The organism is Pseudomonas sp. BC42, from assembly GCF_021560055.1.
GTDB lineage: Bacteria > Pseudomonadota > Gammaproteobacteria > Pseudomonadales > Pseudomonadaceae > Aquipseudomonas.
The window spans coordinates 4,832,937-4,849,998 of sequence record NZ_CP091067.1; the positions used below are offsets into that span (position 1 = coordinate 4,832,937).

The 17,062-nt window shown below is 61.9% G+C and carries 19 protein-coding genes; 4 read left to right on the top strand and 15 right to left on the bottom strand.

Features of this window, described 5'->3' with window-relative positions:
- Positions 1 to 3: 3 nt before the first annotated feature.
- The gene (locus L1O02_RS21640) at positions 4 to 1,209 is read right to left on the bottom strand and encodes an acetyl-CoA C-acetyltransferase (RefSeq protein WP_060838264.1); all 1,206 of its coding nucleotides are present in this window, start codon (positions 1,207 to 1,209) and stop codon (positions 4 to 6) included.
- Between the two features lie 783 nt (positions 1,210 to 1,992).
- Between L1O02_RS21640 and L1O02_RS21645 the strand changes: the two genes are divergently transcribed.
- Positions 1,993 to 2,799 carry a cytochrome c gene (locus tag L1O02_RS21645; RefSeq protein WP_108544820.1) on the top strand — a complete coding sequence of 269 codons (807 nt, stop codon included), beginning with the start codon at positions 1,993 to 1,995 and terminating at the stop codon, positions 2,797 to 2,799.
- Between the two features lie 300 nt (positions 2,800 to 3,099).
- Here the strand turns inward: L1O02_RS21645 and L1O02_RS21650 are convergent, their stop codons facing one another.
- From L1O02_RS21650 to L1O02_RS21705, 12 genes are all read right to left on the bottom strand, one after another.
- The gene (locus tag L1O02_RS21650; protein ID WP_060842873.1) at positions 3,100 to 3,441 is read right to left on the bottom strand and encodes a ribonuclease E inhibitor RraB; all 342 of its coding nucleotides are present in this window, start codon (positions 3,439 to 3,441) and stop codon (positions 3,100 to 3,102) included.
- 213 nt (positions 3,442 to 3,654) lie between these two features.
- On the bottom strand, positions 3,655 to 3,888 hold the full coding sequence (locus L1O02_RS21655; RefSeq protein WP_016964988.1) for a hypothetical protein: 234 nt from the start codon (positions 3,886 to 3,888) through the stop codon (positions 3,655 to 3,657).
- Positions 3,889 to 4,031: 143 nt separating this feature from the next.
- The gene (locus L1O02_RS21660) at positions 4,032 to 4,640 is read right to left on the bottom strand and encodes an START domain-containing protein (RefSeq protein WP_060838261.1); all 609 of its coding nucleotides are present in this window, start codon (positions 4,638 to 4,640) and stop codon (positions 4,032 to 4,034) included.
- Positions 4,641 to 4,683: 43 nt separating this feature from the next.
- On the bottom strand, positions 4,684 to 4,938 hold the full coding sequence (locus tag L1O02_RS21665; protein WP_082729197.1) for a YkgJ family cysteine cluster protein: 255 nt from the start codon (positions 4,936 to 4,938) through the stop codon (positions 4,684 to 4,686).
- Between the two features lie 168 nt (positions 4,939 to 5,106).
- Positions 5,107 to 5,607 carry a hypothetical protein gene (locus L1O02_RS21670; protein WP_060838260.1) on the bottom strand — a complete coding sequence of 167 codons (501 nt, stop codon included), beginning with the start codon at positions 5,605 to 5,607 and terminating at the stop codon, positions 5,107 to 5,109.
- A gap of 76 nt (positions 5,608 to 5,683) precedes the next feature.
- Entirely contained in the window at positions 5,684 to 7,123 is a 1,440-nt protein-coding gene (locus L1O02_RS21675; protein WP_011060145.1) for a PLP-dependent aminotransferase family protein, read from the bottom strand.
- 203 nt (positions 7,124 to 7,326) lie between these two features.
- Positions 7,327 to 8,139, bottom strand: coding sequence for an OmpA family protein (locus L1O02_RS21680; protein ID WP_060838259.1), 813 nt, complete (start codon positions 8,137 to 8,139; stop codon positions 7,327 to 7,329).
- A complete protein-coding gene (locus tag L1O02_RS21685) occupies positions 8,136 to 8,492 on the bottom strand; it encodes a DUF4398 domain-containing protein (RefSeq protein WP_016964456.1) in 357 nt (118 codons plus the stop codon). The genes L1O02_RS21680 and L1O02_RS21685 overlap by 4 nt, the downstream gene beginning before the upstream one ends.
- Positions 8,493 to 8,501: 9 nt before the next feature.
- A complete protein-coding gene (locus tag L1O02_RS21690; protein ID WP_060842871.1) occupies positions 8,502 to 9,326 on the bottom strand; it encodes a transporter substrate-binding domain-containing protein in 825 nt (274 codons plus the stop codon).
- Between the two features lie 81 nt (positions 9,327 to 9,407).
- Complete coding sequence (locus L1O02_RS21695; protein ID WP_047302861.1) at positions 9,408 to 10,337, bottom strand: FAD-binding protein; 930 nt, start codon at positions 10,335 to 10,337, stop codon at positions 9,408 to 9,410.
- A gap of 2 nt (positions 10,338 to 10,339) precedes the next feature.
- Complete coding sequence (locus tag L1O02_RS21700; RefSeq protein ID WP_015634720.1) at positions 10,340 to 11,089, bottom strand: electron transfer flavoprotein subunit beta/FixA family protein; 750 nt, start codon at positions 11,087 to 11,089, stop codon at positions 10,340 to 10,342.
- Between the two features lie 259 nt (positions 11,090 to 11,348).
- Positions 11,349 to 11,540, bottom strand: coding sequence for a hypothetical protein (locus tag L1O02_RS21705; protein ID WP_016964459.1), 192 nt, complete (start codon positions 11,538 to 11,540; stop codon positions 11,349 to 11,351).
- A 99-nt stretch (positions 11,541 to 11,639) separates the two neighbouring features.
- On the opposite strand from L1O02_RS21705, the gene L1O02_RS21710 reads away from it, so the two are divergent.
- A complete protein-coding gene (locus L1O02_RS21710; protein ID WP_060842870.1) occupies positions 11,640 to 13,304 on the top strand; it encodes an electron transfer flavoprotein-ubiquinone oxidoreductase in 1,665 nt (554 codons plus the stop codon).
- Positions 13,305 to 13,472: 168 nt separating this feature from the next.
- On the opposite strand, the gene L1O02_RS21715 is transcribed toward L1O02_RS21710, so the two are convergent.
- On the bottom strand, positions 13,473 to 14,363 hold the full coding sequence (locus tag L1O02_RS21715) for an AraC family transcriptional regulator (RefSeq protein WP_060838256.1): 891 nt from the start codon (positions 14,361 to 14,363) through the stop codon (positions 13,473 to 13,475).
- 180 nt (positions 14,364 to 14,543) lie between these two features.
- Here L1O02_RS21715 and L1O02_RS21720 point away from each other — a divergent pair, with 180 nt between their 5' ends.
- Positions 14,544 to 15,596, top strand: coding sequence for an NAD(P)-dependent alcohol dehydrogenase (locus L1O02_RS21720; protein ID WP_235758687.1), 1,053 nt, complete (start codon positions 14,544 to 14,546; stop codon positions 15,594 to 15,596).
- Positions 15,597 to 15,705: 109 nt separating this feature from the next.
- Here the strand turns inward: L1O02_RS21720 and L1O02_RS21725 are convergent, their stop codons facing one another.
- Entirely contained in the window at positions 15,706 to 16,185 is a 480-nt protein-coding gene (locus tag L1O02_RS21725) for a GNAT family N-acetyltransferase (RefSeq protein WP_108544818.1), read from the bottom strand.
- Between the two features lie 128 nt (positions 16,186 to 16,313).
- Here L1O02_RS21725 and L1O02_RS21730 point away from each other — a divergent pair, with 128 nt between their 5' ends.
- Complete coding sequence (locus tag L1O02_RS21730; protein ID WP_108544908.1) at positions 16,314 to 16,955, top strand: HD domain-containing protein; 642 nt, start codon at positions 16,314 to 16,316, stop codon at positions 16,953 to 16,955.
- Positions 16,956 to 17,062 lie beyond the last annotated feature (107 nt).

Sequence of the window (17,062 nt, forward strand, 5' to 3'; positions counted from 1 at the left end):
GGCTCAGAGGCGTTCGATGATGGTGGCGATACCCATGCCGCCGCCGACACAGAGGGTCGCCAGGCCGTAGCGCTGGCGCCGGCTTTCCAGCTCATCGAGCAAGGTGCCGAGGATCGCGCAGCCGGTGGCGCCCAGCGGATGCCCCAGGGCGATGGCGCCCCCGTTGACGTTGACCCGGGCCGGATCGATGGCCATGTCCTTGATGAACTTGAGCACCACCGAGGCAAAGGCTTCGTTGACCTCGAACAGATCGATGTCCTCGACCCGCAACCCGGCCTTGGCCAGGGCCTTGCGGGTGGCCGGCGCCGGGCCGGTGAGCATGATGGTGGGGTCGGTGCTGGTCACCGCCGTGGCCACGATCCGCGCCCGGGGCTTGAGCCCCAGCTCCCGGCCCTTGGCCTCTGAACCGATGAGCATCAGCGCCGAACCGTCGACGATGCCCGAACTGTTGCCCGGGGTGTGCACGTGGTTGATGCGCTCGACATGGCTGTAGACCCGCAGCGCGGTGGCGTCGAAGCCCATCTGCCCCATCATTTCGAAACTCGGCTTGAGGCTGCCCAGGCCTTCCAGGGTCGAGTCGGCGCGAATGAACTCGTCATGCTCCAGCAAGACGATGCCGTTCTGGTCCTGCACCGGCACCAGGGACTTGGCGAAGGCGCCGCTGGCCCGGGCCCGGGCCGCCTTCTGCTGGGATTGCAGGGCAAAGCGGTCGACCTCCTCGCGGGAGAAGCCCTCCAGGGTCGCGATCAGGTCCGCGCCAATGCCCTGGGGGGTGAAATGGCTGTGCATATTGGTTTCCGGGTCCAGCACCCAGGCCCCGCCATCGCTGCCCATGGGCACCCGGGACATGGACTCCACGCCACCGACCACCACCAATTCCTCGAACCCCGAACGCACCTTCATCGCACCGAGATTGACCGCTTCCAGCCCCGAGGCGCAAAAGCGATTGATCTGCACACCGGCCACGCTCACATCCCAATCCGCAGCCTGAACGGCGGTCTTGGCGATATCGGCCCCTTGATCGCCGATGGGCGTCACACAGCCCAGGACCACGTCGTCCACCTGGCTGGTGTCCAGCTCGCAACGCTGTTGCAGAGCCCGCAGCAAGCCGGCCACCAGGTTCACCGGTTTCACGCTGTGCAAGGCGCCATCGGCCTTGCCTTTGCCACGGGGCGTGCGTAACGCATCGAATATCAAAGCTTGGGTCATGACGTCCTCGAACCGCTGAGCAGGGGAAAATGTCGAGCCCTCACCTTAGGCGCGACAGCCGTGGATTCAATGACCGATGCGCTCAGCCGCCTTGACGGTGACGCTCAGACGAACGGTAGGCAGCTAAGCGATCGCCCGATGAAGGGTCGCGAGCTGTCTAGCCAAAGGGCGACCACCCGGTGTGCCAGTGGATTTATAGCGTTTTCAGGGATTGCAGCTATAACTTCATACGAATTGGATCTAAGCCAGAGGATACAAGGCCCCTAAGGTAGAAACTGTAGGAAGTCCCGGACGGATTCTGCATCGGGACAGGTCAAAAAAGGGACACATAACCGGCCCACAATCACATTCAGGACCGGCATGCATTGATGCTCAGGAATAACAACAAAAGGCATTCAGCCATGTTCAAACATTCGAAAGTACGTCAGGCGGGGCTCATCCTCTTCGCAACCACATTGCTGTTGATCTTGCCGAACCTCACCAAAGTGATCGGCTGATACGGGGTTGCTCGACCAACCGACCAGCACCTTGCCCCCCGGTTCTCGCCGGGGGCGGACTGTCGCGTGTCCATCTTGCTGAGCAACGGCAAGCAGGAGGCTTCATGTCGCCACCGCCCCGCCCGCGCAGGAAGGCCAAGACCCGCTAGCCAAGCGCGACTATTTCGGTATCGTGAACCACGCTGACCACAAAGAACGCCGGGATGCCTGGTCGACCCTGTGTCGCAACCGCAAGACCTGCAGCCTGATGACGCCTACCCACTGACGAAGATCCGACGGCCATCCATTGAAAGCTCTCCTCCTTTGCGCTGCCCTCCTGACGAGCAGCCCGCTATACGCCGCCCAACTGCTGATCGACCTGGGCTCCGGCAGCCGCACCTGGCAGACCGAAGAACTGCTCAAGCACCCCGCCGCGCGGACCATCCAGATCAAGGACGACGTGTCCTACCACCGCGACATGCAGTACCGGGCCGTGCCCATGGCGGCCCTGCTCCAGGGACTCAAGGCCGATGACCATCTGCAGGCCGTGGCCCTGGACGGCTTCGCCGCCGAACTGAGCGCCGCGCCTCTGCTCGACACCCAGGGCTCCCAGGCCTGGCTGGCCATTGAAGACCCGGACAAACCCTGGCCTGCCCTGGCCGCGGACAAGCCCGGCGCCGGGCCTTTCTACCTGGTGTGGACGAACCCGCAAGCCGGGCATGTGAGCCCCGAGCAATGGCCATTCCAGGTGGCGCGCATCCAGCGCCTGGCGCCGGTGGCAGAGCGCTTTCCGGCCCTGGCTCCGGATCCAAAGCTGGCCAGCAATGATCCGGTCAACCAGGGTTTCATCCTGTTCCAGAAGAACTGCCTGGCCTGCCACCGCCTCAATGCCGCCGGTGACTCGCAGTTCGGGCCGGACTTGAACATTCCCTACAACCCAACCGAGTATTTCAGTGGCGACTTTCTCAAGCGCTACATCCGCGATCCGCAGAGCCTGAGGCGCTGGCCACAGGCCAAGATGCCCGGGTTCGACAGCACTGTGTTGCCGGATCAAGAGCTGGAGTTGTTGCTGGGCTATCTGCGGCATATGGCGGGGCGCAAGCAACTGCCTTGAGCTGATGCGGGTGTTGTCTATCGCCTGGATAGCCAGAGTTGATTTCACGGTCCGGCCAGGCAGGCGGACAATCGCGCCCATCGAGCAAAGACTTCATCACGCCTGATGAAGTCGCTGCTGCAACCTTGATGACGCCGATGACAACCGGGTCCGGGCTCTCCCGACCGGTTCCCTCTCCTGACCGGTCTTCCCTTTTAGCCACCCTCCCGGGTGGCTTTTTTTTACCTTTGAGCCCCCTGAAAACGCAATTGGCCGACCCGAGGGCCAGCCAATTGTCCATCTTGATGCAATGGCTCCGGGTTATACCAGGCGCCCGCGAATCTCCTGCTTCACCCCCCATCCTTCAATGATGCCGCCCAGAGGCTCGACCACGGCCTCGAAGTCCTGTTCAAAATCCCCGATGCCGCCATAGGTGGCGTACATCACCTTGCTCAGTTCCAGATACCAGGCGCCGTCATCACGCACGCTGACCTGGGCGTTCAAGGATTCACCGCGAAACTGTCCTGCCGCCCTGCGCGCCCGCTCCTCATCCGGGAAAATGGCGTAGAACTCGATGGGATGGAATCGTGAAAAATCAAAACCGCCTTCTTTCATGCGGCGCAGCACACTGCTGCTGAGGTCTTCTTGAACGGCTGTGCTCATGAAACGTCCTCCTCAAACCGATGGATAGACTTTCCGTGCTTCCCGACTCGCCGGCCAAAGCAACCGGCATCACGACCCGGGGCGGGTCGTCAGGAAACAAGCATGGAGCTGACAAGATCAGAGCTAGGCGAAGAATTTGCTGATCTCGTTTGCAGATTAGCGCCAACGCCTGGGCGCCGCCAGAAATAGCTGCGCAAGCGATCTCTGTCGTCTCTAGATCGGCGTGATGCTGAGAATCTGAATGCTGTTCTGCTCTTTCAGGCTTTTGAGAGTGGGGGCTTCGATACGTCCGTCCAGATCATTCAGATCCAGTTCGGCACTGACCGGCAGCAGCTTGGCCCTAACCAGCTGCGCGGCCCGTTCCAGCGTCGGCTCCTGTTCGCAATCGAAGTCTTCGACGGACTGCACACCATGATCGTCCACGAAAGTGACTTGCCACTTTTGCATCAGCGCCTCCTCGATAGCCCTGTCAGTGGGCCTACAACATCTCGACCTTGAGCCAGAGGCAAACGTTCCGCGGCACGGGCGGGCCAGCCAACAAAAAGGCCGCCCGGAGGCGGCCTTGATCGAACCCTTGGACCGTCAGCCGATCACGGCTTTTCGGCACGGGCCTTGAGCGCCTTCAGAGTGTTGAAGGGCGCATCCACCACGAACTTGTTGGCCAGCCAGGACGGCACGCTGCCACCGGGCTCGGTGTGCACCTGATAGGTCACTTCGACCTGATCGGCACCTTTGGGCACGAACTTCCAGTAACCCTCGACCTGGGATACACGCACGAAACCTTTCTCTTCCGGGATGTAGGTCGGCACGCCTTCCAGCTTGCGGGTCAGACTGCCGTCCGCGGCTTCGCTGGTCGTGATGTGCAGCACCGAGTCACGCGCAGTGACCGGCCAAGGCGTGTTGAACTGGGTGTAGGTCCAGGTTTGATCGCCTTCGTGCTTGAGCAGTTTCTGGGTCTTGCACTCGTGGATCCAGGCGCAGGCACCCACCACGTCTTCCTGCAGTGCACGAAGCTTGGCGATGGAGGTCTTCATGGTGGTGACGCCACGGTAGGCCTTGTATTTGGAACCGGCCACTTCACTCAAGGAGATCTTGATGCCGTCTTCATCCTTAGCCGTCTGCCAGTCTTCGGCGTGGGCTGTTGCCGACAACAGCACGGTGAAGCCACAGAGCACAGCCATTCGATACAGCGAACCCATTGTCTTATTCCTTATTGTTGAAGTTCCGTTCATTGAGAACACTCTAAGCCGCTGTCACTTGTTCCCACCATCCGAGCAAGCGGATGGCATCTTCCCGGCTTTCGCCGCAAACCTCGGGATCTGCCTGAAACGCGCCGCACACCGCTGGCCGCTCCGGCCTACCGAACAAGCCACACAGGTGTTCGACAGACAGGTGCAGGCAACGTTCTCCCGCCGGCTTGCCATTGGGCATTCCGGGGATCGGTGAGCTGATGGAAGGGGCAATGCAGCAGGCGCCACAACCTTCACGGCATTTCATGACGAAAGCTCCTCGCGACAAGCATAGTGTTGAATGACGCCGCACAAGAGTAACCGCTAAAACAGCCGTTTAAAATTACTCAAAGAACGGATTTGACGCACAACCGTGCGTGACTGATCAGTCTCCGACAAAGCGTCGCTGCAGCCAGTCACAAACAGGTTGAAGAATTTACTGCTTGAATTCGAAATCCAGGGCCGCGCCTTCGATTTCACGACGCTCCTCATTGCGTAACTGCAACTGCATTTCGTTGCTCAGCAAGCGACCGTTGAGTTGGAACGGACTGCTTTCCTTGGGTTTCTCGCCAAACATCTGCGGCAGCAACGGTTCGCGCTTGGGCAATGGCACACTGCCGACAGGTTGCAGATGCTTGACCATTTCCGGCGGCAGGCTGAGGTCCAGCTTGGGGCTCTTCAGCGGCGTCTTGATGTCTTGATAGGCCCACTTGGATTTGGGCTTGGCTGCAGCCTTCTTGCTTGCCGGCTTGCTCTTGCCAGTGCTGGCCTGGGCCTTGGCCTTGCTCGCCGAGGCCTGCTTGGCGGTAGCAGGCTTGCTCGGATGGGCGCTGCTGGCGGCCGGTTTATCGGCGGCCGAGGCTGCCTGGACAGGCGTGACAGCGACAACTCCCAACAGACAGGCTGATAACCAGATGGCAGGAAAAAAGGCATTCATAAAGGCAGGTAGATCGACAAAAGGTGCCCTATGCTCGCTTGTTGCAAGCCCCATGACAAGCACAGGGCCGCATTGTTTAAAAACCGCCGGCCGCCTCCTGGCACAACTGGCTGGCGAGCATGCCCAGGGTCATCAAGGCCCGCTCGGCCTCACGGTTCCAGGGGGTGCCGCAATTGAGCCGCACGCAGTGGTTGAACTGCTCGGTGTTACTGAAGATCAACCCCGGGGCGATGCTGATGCCCTGCTGCAGGGCCCGCACATGCAATTCCTGGGTGTTGACCCGCCCCGGCAGGCTGACCCAGAGAATGAAGCCGCCGTTGGGCCGGGTGATCTGCGTGCCTTCCGGAAAGTACTGCTGCACCGCCAGTTGAAAGGCGCTGAGGTTCTTGCGGTACTCCTGGCGGATGTAGCGTAAATGCCGGTCGTAGCCGCCGTTCTCCAGGTACGCCGCAACGCCCATCTGCGTCACGCTGCACGCCGAATGAGTACTGAAGGTCTGCAGGCGCTGGATCTCCTGCTGATACTTGCCGGCGATCATCCAGCCGATGCGCACTCCCGGTGACAGGGTCTTGGAGAAACTCGAGCAGTAGATCACCCGGTCCAGGCGGTCATAGGCCTTGAGGGCCTTGGTGCGCCCTACCTCGAACATCAACTCGCCGTAGATATCGTCCTCGACCACCTGGATATCGAAATCCGAAGCCAGACGCAGCAACTGCTTCTGCCGTTCCTCCGGCATGGTGCCGCCCAGGGGATTGCTCAGACGCGTCGTCAGCACCAGAGCCTTGATCGACCACTGGTTGGCCGCCAGTTGCAGCGCTTCGAGGCTCATCCCGGTGGAAGGATCGCTGGGAATCTCGATGACCTTGAGCCCCAGCAGGTCCGCCAGTTGCAGCAATCCGTAATAGGTCGGTGATTCCGCGGCGATCAGATCGCCCGGCCGGGTCAGGACCCGCAGCGACATTTGCAGGGCATCGACGCAACCGTGAGTGATCACCACTTCCGAAGGATCGACCACCACCCCGGCGTCACGCATGCGAATCGCCACCTGGCGTCGCAGTGGCTCGAAGCCCGGACTGAACATGTAGCTGAACGCCCGGGGGCTGTGAAACCGCGTGACCTTGGCCAATTGCTGGTGCAAGGCCCGCACCGGCAGGTAGTCGACGCTGGGCACCGCAGCCCCCAGCGGAAAGACCCCTTCACGACGGGACTCCACCAACACCTGCTGGATAATGCTGCTGCGGGTCACCAGCCCTGGACGCTCGACCCGGGCGATGTCCGGCGTGGGCGCGGTCAGCGCCGGCGTCTGGTGCACGTAGTAACCGGACTGGGGACGCGCGCGGATCAGCCCCTGGTCCTCGAGATTGGCGTAGGCCTGGAGCACCGTGGCGTGGCTGACGTTGAGCTGCGAGCTCATCTTGCGTACCGACGGCACGCGCTCCCCCGGCTGGTAGACACCACGGCGAATATCCTCAGCCAGTTGCTGAGCGATACGTTGATAGAGCAAGAGATTGGTCATGGCACAGCACTCGATTTCACGGCGTTTTATTCTTGTGTGAAACAATACCGGCACAGTTTAGAAGTGTACTGGGACAGTTCCTACAATAGTCGAGGACACCGGGCAGTGAAAAGTAGAACTGTAGGGTTTTTGTGAGCACCTTGGCAGACATAAAAAAACCCGACGCCTAGCGGACGTCGGGTTTTTCGGGGACAACAGGGGTTTCAGCGAGCGGCGCCAAGCTGGCCCTTTTCGTCGGAGAAGACGATTTCCACTCGCCGGTTCTGCGCCCGGCCACGCTCCGACGCATTGGCTTCCACCGGGTAGTCGTCACCGTAGCCTTCGACCTGGATCCGCTTCTCGTCGATCCCCAGATCCACCAGCACGTCCGCCACGGCCTGGGCCCGATCACGCGACAGCTGCAGATTGCTCTGACGCTCACCGGTGTTGTCGGTGTAGCCCTCGATGCGCACGACACGCTTGGGGTTCAGCTGCAGGAACTGCACCACCTTGAGCACTGTGCGATTGGCCGAGTTCTTCAATTCGGCCTCGCCGGTGTCAAACAGCACGTCGCCCAGCGTCATCACCAGGCCCCGGTCGGTCTGGGTGGTCGCCAGGCTGATGATCTGCTCCTCCAGCCACTTGCCCTGCTGCTGCACGCTCAACAGTTTGGCCTCACGCAGGGCCAGTTGCAGGCGCTGTCGTTCCAGTTCGAGCTTGGCGGCGCGCTCCTGGTTCAGCGCCTGATCCGTGTGTTCCCGGGCAATTTCGCTGTAGCGCCGACTCAGGTAGGCATAGTGCTCCACATCGGCGCCGCTGCCCCAGTAGGTCGACAGTCGATCGGCACGGGCCAGGGATTCTCCGGCGCGTATCACGTCCTTGGGCGCGATACGCAACACGTTGGAGTCCTCCTTGACCTTCTGGAAGTCGGCACCGGCTTGCTGCAGGGCTTCCTCGCTGTGCTGGCCGGCACAGCCATAGAGACCGGCGCAGGCCAACAGCAACGCGCCACCAAAGATGCGGGTCGAAAGGCTCATTGGGCATCTCCCAGTTGCTTGCGCAGGCGGGTGATGCGGGTGTTGAGCTCGTTCACCTGTTCCTGGCTCTTCTGGGTCAGGACCTTGGCCTCGGCCAACCGGGCATCCAGTTCTGCCTGTTCGGCACGCATCCGCGCCTTCTTGTAGGACTCATCCTGCATATTGCCCTGAGCCCGGGAGAACTTGTCTTCGGCCAGTTTCAACTCAGGCATCGCCTCGGCCGAGGCCCCCACGGCCTTGGCTTGCTCCAGTGCCTGGGCAGTGAGGCGCATTTGCTCGGTGGGCGCCGGATCGGTTGCACAACCCGCCATGGCCAACAGGGCCAGGGCAGGGAAAAGAGGTCGAATAGTCACACGTGATTCCTACGGTTTTGGGCTGCTGACGGGTTGCTGCAACTGGGCCTTCCAGCGCTCCAGATTGCGCTGCAGCAAGGCCTCCGTCAGACCGGACGCGGGCAATTCTGTCATCTTTTTTGCCAGCTGTCCGCGCAACCATGGGTCATTGCAGGCGGAGTTATGGGACAGCGCGAGAAACAGTCCCGGTTTGTCGATGGCCTGGGGAAACGCCTGCAGGTCCGCCGCCATTCCCAGGGACTGGGCCATGGCCATGCCCGCATAGCGCGGTGCCAGAACATAGTCCACTTCCCCCAGCAGCAAGGTCTGGAAGACCTGGGTCAAGTTCGGCAGGCGCTTGAGCTGCAAGTGCTCCTTGGCCACGACCTGAAAGGGCTGGGTCAACCGGGCCTTTTCCGAAACCGCTCCCGGATGACCGGCAAGGTCCGCCACCTGGGTGTAGCTCAGGGTCGAGTCCTTGCGGGTCCACACCAGATAGTCGTTCTGCACCAGCGCCGGATGGATGTAGTCCAGAGACTCCAGCTCATTGAAGGTCAGTGGCGCATCGGCCAGCAGGTCCATGCGCCCGCTACGAACTTCATCCAGGGCTTCGGAACGTTTGCCGGCGTACAACAGCTCGACCTTGAGTCCCAGCTCCCCCGCCACTTGCTGCAGCAGATCGGCACTGGCTCCCATCAGGTGCTTGGGGTTCTGCGGGTCTTGCCACAGGTACGGTGGCGCGTCCGGGCTGCCGGTCACCACCAGACGCTCGCACTTGCCTGCTGCCAGTGACAGCGCTGGCGACAACGCCAGGCCCAACAGCGCTGCCCAGCCACTGATGCGGTGCAGATCCATGGCGATACCCTCCCCCAACAAAAAACACCCATAAAAAAACCCGGCCAAAAGGCCGGGCTCTTTATAAGTGAAGACGCCGGATTAGACCAGCTTCTCCAACTCGGGTACGGCTTCGAACAAGTCCGCCACCAGGCCGTAATCGGCCACCTGGAAGATCGGCGCCTCTTCGTCCTTGTTGATCGCAACGATCACTTTGGAGTCTTTCATGCCGGCCAGGTGCTGGATCGCGCCGGAGATACCGACAGCGATGTACAGCTGTGGCGCAACGATCTTGCCGGTCTGGCCGACCTGCATGTCGTTGGGCACGAAGCCTGCGTCCACTGCAGCGCGGGAAGCGCCGACAGCGGCACCCAGCTTGTCGGCCAGGGCATACAGGTGCTTGAAGTTGTCGCCGTTCTGCATGCCGCGACCGCCGGAAACGACGATCTTGGCAGCGGTCAGCTCAGGACGATCGGACTTGGCCAGCTCTTCGCCAACGAAGCTCGACTTGCCCGCATCGTGAGCGGCGCCAACCGCTTCAACCGCAGCCGAACCACCTTCAGCGGCAACGGCGTCGAAGCCGGTGGCACGCACGGTGATGACTTTCACCGCAGCCGAGGACTGCACGGTGGCGATGGCGTTACCGGCATAGATCGGACGCTTGAAGGTATCGGCGCTTTCGACCGAGATGATCTCGGAGATCTGGTCAACGTCCAGCTGGGCGGCAACCCGCGGCAGGATGTTTTTGCCGTTGGAAGTCGCGGCAGCCAGGATGTGGCTGTAGCCAGCGCCCAGTTCGGCGACCAGCGGCGCAACGTTTTCCGGCAGTTGGTGAGCGTAGGCGGCGTTGTCGGCCACCAGCACTTTGGCCACGCCAGCGACTTTGGCGGCGGCTTCAGCCACAGCGCCAACGCCCTGACCGGCGACCAGTACATGAATGTCACCACCGATTTTGGCGGCGGCGGCAACGGTGTTCAGGGTGGCCGGAGCCAGCGCCTTGTTATCGTGTTCGGCGATTACCAAGATAGTCATGATCAGATTACCTTCGCTTCGTTTTTCAGTTTCTCGACCAGTTCAGCCACCGACTTGACCTTGATACCCGCGCTGCGTGCAGCCGGCGCTTCGACTTTCAGGGTCTTGTTGGTGGAGGCGGTGGAAACACCCAAAGCATCAGGAGTCAGCGTTTCAAGCGGCTTCTTCTTGGCTTTCATGATGTTTGGCAGAGACGCGTAGCGCGGCTCGTTCAGACGCAGGTCGGTGGTGACGATGGCTGGCAGGTTCAGTGCAACGGTCTGCAGGCCGCCATCGATTTCGCGAGTGACATTGACCTTGTCGCCGGACACTTCGACCTTGGAGGCGAAGGTGCCTTGAGCGTAGCCGCTCAGGGCCGCCAGCATCTGGCCGGTCTGGTTGTTGTCGCTATCGATGGCCTGTTTGCCGAGGATCACCAGCTGTGGCTGCTCCTTGTCGACCACAGCCTTGAGCAGCTTGGCCACGGCCAGGGAGTTCAACTCTTCAGCGGACTCGACGAGGATTGCGCGATCGGCACCCAGTGCCAGGGCGGTACGCAGTTGCTCTTGAGCAGTAGCAGGACCGATGGAGACGACGACGATTTCAGTCGCTACACCTTTCTCTTTCAGGCGTACGGCTTCTTCCACTGCGATTTCGCAGAAAGGGTTCATCGACATCTTGACGTTGGCGAGGTCGACGCCGGAGTTGTCCGCTTTGACGCGAACCTTGACGTTATAGTCGACCACTCGTTTGACAGCTACAAGAACCTTCATGGATTCCTCGTTACTCTCCGGTGAAAAGAAAGTCGCCTAGGCGAGAACCTGGCGGTTGATGCTCATCGGCACAAGGGCACCTCCAAAAACGCTGGCGTACATAAAGGATGACCTTGCTCACGGGAGTGATGACCGTTGGTCAGTGGTGACCGGCGAGTCATTCATTATCGCGGCGTGTAAACTGCGCACGTTCAAGCTGTGCGGCGCATCACCTTTACTGCCTTTGCCCTGTCTTTAGAGGTGCTCTTGAAACCAACAGTCAGCCTACGGCGAGCGCAAAACCGACCGTATCTTGACCGGAACGCCTTTTCTGGTCAATACGGCAAAATAGCCGTTTATAAGCCGCGCTTCTTTGATTTATCTGGGCTGCAGCAATTTCAAACAAACGTTTGTATTGGACGCTGAGAGTGGTGTAGATATAATGCGCCGCCCAGAGAGAAAGGTCGGCCATCCACCCCTCCTCCCCCCATTTGCGATGGGAGAAAGCGCGGATGCAACGCCAAACCTCCAATTAGAAAAAACCGTTGAGCCTTGAGTAGGAGATAGCCTAGTGGAACGCGAATACATGGAATTCGACGTGGTCATCGTCGGTGCCGGCCCCGCAGGCTTGTCCGCCGCTTGCCGCCTTAAGCAGAAGGCCGCTGAAGCCGGTAAGGAAATCAGCGTCTGCGTGGTCGAGAAAGGCTCCGAAGTCGGTGCTCACATCCTTTCCGGTGCCGTGTTCGAACCACGGGCCCTGAACGAACTGTTCCCGGACTGGAAGGAACTGGGCGCCCCGCTCAACACTCCGGTGACCCGCGACGACATCTATGTCCTGCGCAGCGGCGAAACGTCCACCAAGGTTCCGGACTTCTTTGTGCCCAAGACCATGCACAACGAAGGCAACTACATCATCTCCCTGGGCAACCTGTGCCGCTGGCTGGCCCAGCAAGCCGAGAACCTGGGCGTGGAAATCTACCCGGGCTTCGCCGCCCAGGAAGCCCTGATCGACGAAAACGGCGTGGTGCGCGGGATCATCACCGGCGACCTGGGCGTCGACCGTGAAGGCCAGCCAAAAGACGGCCTCTACACCCCCGGCATGGAACTGCGCGGCAAATACACCCTGTTCGCCGAAGGCTGCCGCGGCCATATCGGCAAGCAGCTGATCAAGCGCTTCAACCTGGACAGCGACGCCGACGCCCAGCATTACGGCATCGGCCTCAAGGAAATCTGGGAAATCGATCCGGCCAAGCACCAACCGGGCCTGGTGGTGCACACCGCCGGCTGGCCGCTGGACATCATGGGCAACGAGAACACCGGCGGCTCCTTCCTCTATCACCTGGAAAACAACCAGGTGGTGGTGGGCCTGATCGTCGACCTGTCCTACGCCAACACCTACCTGTCGCCGTTCGACGAGTTCCAGCGCCTCAAGCATCACCCGGTGCTCAAGCAGTACCTGGAAGGCGGCAAGCGCATCAGCTACGGCGCCCGTGCCATCTGCAAGGGCGGCCTGAACTCGCTGCCGAAGATGGTGTTCAAGGGCGGCGCGCTGATCGGTTGCGACCTGGGCACCCTGAACTTCGCCAAGATCAAGGGCAGCCACACGGCCATGAAGTCCGGCATGCTCGCCGCCGACGCGGTGGCCGACTCGCTGTTCGCCGGCTCCGAAGGCGCCGACGAGCTCAAGAGCTACGTCGACTCGTTCAAGTCCAGCTGGCTGTATGAAGAGCTGTTCGCCAGCCGCAACTTCGGCCCGGCCATGCACAAGTTCGGCCCGATCATCGGTGCCGGCTTCAACTGGATGGATCAGAACATCTTCGGTGGCAAGCTGCCCTTCACCCTGCACGACACCAAGCCGGACTATGCCTGCCTGAAGCTGGCCAAGGACTGCACGAAGATCGACTACCCGAAACCCGACGGCAAACTCAGCTTCGACAAACTGAGCTCGGTGTTCATCTCCGGTACCAACCACGAAGAAGAACAGCCGTGCCACCTGAAGCTGACCGACCCGAGCATCCCGCTGAGCCGCAACCTGCCGCTGTACGATGAACCGGCCCAGCGTTACTGCCCGGCCGGCGTGTACGAGGTGATCACCCAGGAAGATGGCGAGAAGCGCTTCCAGATCAACGCGCAGAACTGTGTGCACTGCAAGACCTGCGACATCAAGGACCCGGCCCAGAACATCACCTGGGTCACTCCGGAAGGCGCCGGCGGCCCGACTTACCCGAACATGTAACTCGCCGCGCGACACAAGAGGCCCCCTATATGGGGGCCTTTTTCATGCCCGGCATTCGCCGCCCCGGCAGCCTGTGGAACCGGCCGCCGGCGAAAACGCGCCCTGAAGCCCGGTACCGGCTCAGGGGCATCTTCGCTGGCAAGCCGACGCCTGCAAGGGCATGGCTGCTCAGGCAGCGCGCTCTTCGCCGGGGTTGCGCTCGAAGTAGCGCTTGTACTCGCGACTGAACTGCGAGGTGCTCTGGTAGCCCACCCGATGTGCTACCTGGGCCACGCCCAGCCCCTCCCCCAACAGCAGCTGCTGGGCCTTGAGCAGGCGCAGGCGCTTGAGGTACTGCACCGGCGAGAGCAAGGTGCTGCGCTTGAAATGCTCGTGGAAGGTCGAGGGGCTCATATTGGCGCAGCGGGCCAGGGTCTCGACGCTCAGGGGCTCGGTGTAATGCTCGTGCAGATGATTGAGCGATGCCGCGACCCGGGCGAAATGCCCCTGCTGCTCCACCAGTGCCCGCAGGGCATCGGCCTGGGGCCCACGCAGGGCAGCGAAAAGCAGTTCGCGCACCCTGGAGGCGCCCATGACCTTGCACTCCAGAGGATCGTGCAGACAGCGCAGCAGCCGCTCCACACAACCACGCATGCTGTCATCGAGCACCGCCGAGGTCATGGATTCCAGGGTCTGCGCCGAAGCGGCCCGGCCTTCGGTGATGCCCATGGCCAGCACCAGCTCGCTGAGGACCGCCCGGTCGATGGCGATGGAAATGCCCAGCAGCGGCGCATCGGGCATAGCGAAGGTTTCACATTCGAAGGGCACCGACAGGGCCTGGATCAGGTAGTGCCCGGCCCCATATTCCAGGGTCCGCGTCCCCAGATAGGCCAGTTTGCTGCCCTGGACAATGATCATCAGGCTCGGCTCATAAATCTGCGGGCCGCGCGCCACATCGCAGCTGGCTCGCAGCACCTGGACTCCAGGCAAGGCGGTAGCCACGAAACCATCTCGGCTGGCAAGGGGCCGGATCAGCGAAACCAGGGTGGCGTTGGCGTCCAGATGACGGGTCAGCAGCATGGGAAAAACTTCACGGAAAAAGGGATGAAAACATCATCGCAGGTCTGTCCGCCAATGCCGCGTGAAAACCGCCAATGACGGAGGAATAGGCATGACATGCCGAGGAATCGCCATGGTTGGCCGCAGGCCCGACGCCGAGAATGCCCCGCCTCAATCGTCAGCGTTTTCGCGAGGTCCATCATGTACACCGCCATCGGTTATGCCGCCCAGTCGGCCACCACTCCCCTCGCCCCCATGAGTTTCCAGCGCCGCAGCCCACGCCCGGACGACGTCGCCATCGAGATCCTCTACTGCGGCGTCTGCCACTCCGACATCCACCAGGCCCGCAACGAATGGGGCATCGCCGTGTACCCGCTGATGCCGGGCCACGAGATCGTCGGCAAGGTCACCGCGGTCGGCGCCAACGTCAGCAAGCACAAGGTCGGCGACCTGGTGGGCGTCGGCTGCATGGTGGATTCCTGCCGCCACTGCGAGGCCTGCGCCGCGGACCTGGAACAGTACTGCCTGGAAGGTCCGACCATGACCTACGCCACCCCGGACCGGATCGACGGCAGCAACACCATGGGCGGCTACTCCGACAGCATCGTGGTCAGCGAGCACTTTGTCGTGCGCATCCCGGAGAAACTCGACCTGGCCAGCGCCGCGCCGATTCTCTGCGCCGGCATCACCACCTACTCGCCGCTCAAGCACTACGGGGTCAAGCCCGGCGACAAGGTGGGAATCCTCGGCATGGGCGGCCTGGGCCACATGGGCATCAAGTTCGCCAAGGCCCTGGGCGCCGAAGTGACCCTGTTCACCCGCTCGGCGAGCAAGGCCGAAGAAGCGCGGCGCCAGGGCGCCGATCACGTGATCGTGTCCACCGACGCGGCGCAGATGCAGTCGGTGGCCGGGCATTTCGACTTTCTGCTGGACACCATTCCGGTGCCCCACGACCTCAACCCCTACCTCGATACCCTGCGCTTTGATGGCGTGCACATTCTGGTGGGCCTGATCGAGCCGGTGGACCCGGCGTTGCACGCCGGCAAACTGGTGATGAGCCGTCGGGTGCTGGCCGGCTCACTGATCGGCGGCATCGCCGAAACCCAGGAGGTGCTGGACTTCTGCGCCGAGCACGGCATCACCTGCGACATCGAAATGCTCGACATCCGCCAGATCAATGAAGCCTTTGAGCGCATGATCAAGGGCGATGTGAAATACCGCTTCGTGATCGACATGGCGAGCCTGAAGGGCTGAATCCTCGCGTCATGCAGACCCGGCTTGGCGGTGGCAGGCGCTCCATGGAGCGGCCTTGGCCGGCAAGCCGGCTCCCGCCCAAGCCGGCGTCGGCGAACAGCGGCGGTGATCAGCCGCGGGCAAAGGCGCGCAGCACCTCACCGTCCATGCGGTACTTGACCCACTCTTCCTGAGGCTGGGCGCCCAGGGACTTGTAGAACTGGATCGCCGGTTCGTTCCACTCCAGCACGCTCCATTCGAAGCGTCCGCAATCGTTGTCACAGGCGATCTGCGCCAGGTGCCGCAGCAGTTGCTTGCCCGCCCCGCCGCCCCGCTGTTCCGGAGTGATGTAGAGATCCTCCAGGTACAGGCAGTTGCTGCCCAGCCAGGTGGAATAGCTGAAGAAAAACACCGCGAAACCGATCGGCTGTCCGTTGCGCAGGCAAATCAGGCCGTGGGCCGTGGCGCCCTCGCTGAACAGGCTGCGCTCGATGTCGGCGACACTGGCGATCACCTCATGACGTGCTCGCTCGTAGTCGGCGAGCTCGGTGATAAAGGCAAGAATCTGTGGGGCATCGCTGGGCAGTGCGGGACGGATTTCGACGGACATCGACGGTTCTCATGGCGGAATCAGGCGGCCATATTAGAACGACAGTCGAAAGACTTGCACGGGCATTTATGGGAATCGGCCAATCACCGATCATGCAGCACACCGAACCGCATAACCTGGACCGCCGAATGCACTTTGCCCCCCTGCACGCCCTGGCAGAAACCTTGCTGCCCCACGCCCTCGAACCGACCAAGGACGGCTCCCACGACCTGTCCCACCTGCAACGGGTCTGGCACAACGTGCGACGCATAGTCGACGAAGAAGGTGGCAACCTCCGGGTGCTGCTGGCCGCCACCCTGCTCCACGATTGCGTGAGCGTGGAAAAAAACTCGCCGTTGCGCGCCCAGGCGTCACGTCTGTCGGCGGACAAGGCCCGCGGCATTCTTGCCGGGCTGGGCTGGAGCGACGCCGAGCGCGAAGCGGTAGCCCACGCCATCGCCGCCCACAGTTTTTCCGCCGCCCTCACCCCTGCCACCCTGGAAGCCAGGATCCTTCAGGACGCCGATCGCCTCGATGCCCTGGGCGCCCTGGGCGTGGCGCGGACCTTCTACGTCTCCGGCCGCCTGGGTCTGGCCCTCTACGACCCCGCCGACCCCACGGCCCGGCAGCGCGAACTCGATGACTCACGCTTCACCCTGGATCACTTCCAGACCAAGCTGCTGCATTTGGCCGAAGGTTTCCAGACGTCCTGCGGCACCCGACTGGCGCGGATCCGGCAAGAGCGCCTGCAACGCTTCCGAGAGGAGTTGCTGGAGGAAATCGGCGAGTGAGCCGGCGGGCTTACTCCGCTGGCGGCTAACCCTGAGACCACCAGGAACACAACCAACCGGCGGCGGCGCCATGTTAGAAAGCCCGGCATGACTTCCAGCATGACGAG

Coding starts and splice junctions, on each gene's coding strand:
- L1O02_RS21670 (WP_060838260.1), bottom strand. CDS start 5,607: ATGAATGCCTTTTTTCCTGCCATCTGGTTATCAGCCTGTCTGTTGGGA.
- L1O02_RS21690 (WP_060842871.1), bottom strand. CDS start 9,326: ATGGATCTGCACCGCATCAGTGGCTGGGCAGCGCTGTTGGGCCTGGCG.
- L1O02_RS21640 (WP_060838264.1), bottom strand. CDS start 1,209: ATGACCCAAGCTTTGATATTCGATGCGTTACGCACGCCCCGTGGCAAA.
- L1O02_RS21680 (WP_060838259.1), bottom strand. CDS start 8,139: ATGAGCCTTTCGACCCGCATCTTTGGTGGCGCGTTGCTGTTGGCCTGC.
- L1O02_RS21730 (WP_108544908.1), top strand. CDS start 16,314: ATGCACTTTGCCCCCCTGCACGCCCTGGCAGAAACCTTGCTGCCCCAC.
- L1O02_RS21705 (WP_016964459.1), bottom strand. CDS start 11,540: ATGGCCGACCTTTCTCTCTGGGCGGCGCATTATATCTACACCACTCTC.
- L1O02_RS21715 (WP_060838256.1), bottom strand. CDS start 14,363: ATGCTGCTGACCCGTCATCTGGACGCCAACGCCACCCTGGTTTCGCTG.
- L1O02_RS21675 (WP_011060145.1), bottom strand. CDS start 7,123: ATGACCAATCTCTTGCTCTATCAACGTATCGCTCAGCAACTGGCTGAG.
- L1O02_RS21700 (WP_015634720.1), bottom strand. CDS start 11,089: ATGAAGGTTCTTGTAGCTGTCAAACGAGTGGTCGACTATAACGTCAAG.
- L1O02_RS21695 (WP_047302861.1), bottom strand. CDS start 10,337: ATGACTATCTTGGTAATCGCCGAACACGATAACAAGGCGCTGGCTCCG.
- L1O02_RS21720 (WP_235758687.1), top strand. CDS start 14,544: ATGTACACCGCCATCGGTTATGCCGCCCAGTCGGCCACCACTCCCCTC.
- L1O02_RS21660 (WP_060838261.1), bottom strand. CDS start 4,640: ATGGGTTCGCTGTATCGAATGGCTGTGCTCTGTGGCTTCACCGTGCTG.
- L1O02_RS21655 (WP_016964988.1), bottom strand. CDS start 3,888: ATGCAAAAGTGGCAAGTCACTTTCGTGGACGATCATGGTGTGCAGTCC.
- L1O02_RS21725 (WP_108544818.1), bottom strand. CDS start 16,185: ATGTCCGTCGAAATCCGTCCCGCACTGCCCAGCGATGCCCCACAGATT.
- L1O02_RS21650 (WP_060842873.1), bottom strand. CDS start 3,441: ATGAGCACAGCCGTTCAAGAAGACCTCAGCAGCAGTGTGCTGCGCCGC.
- L1O02_RS21665 (WP_082729197.1), bottom strand. CDS start 4,938: ATGAAATGCCGTGAAGGTTGTGGCGCCTGCTGCATTGCCCCTTCCATC.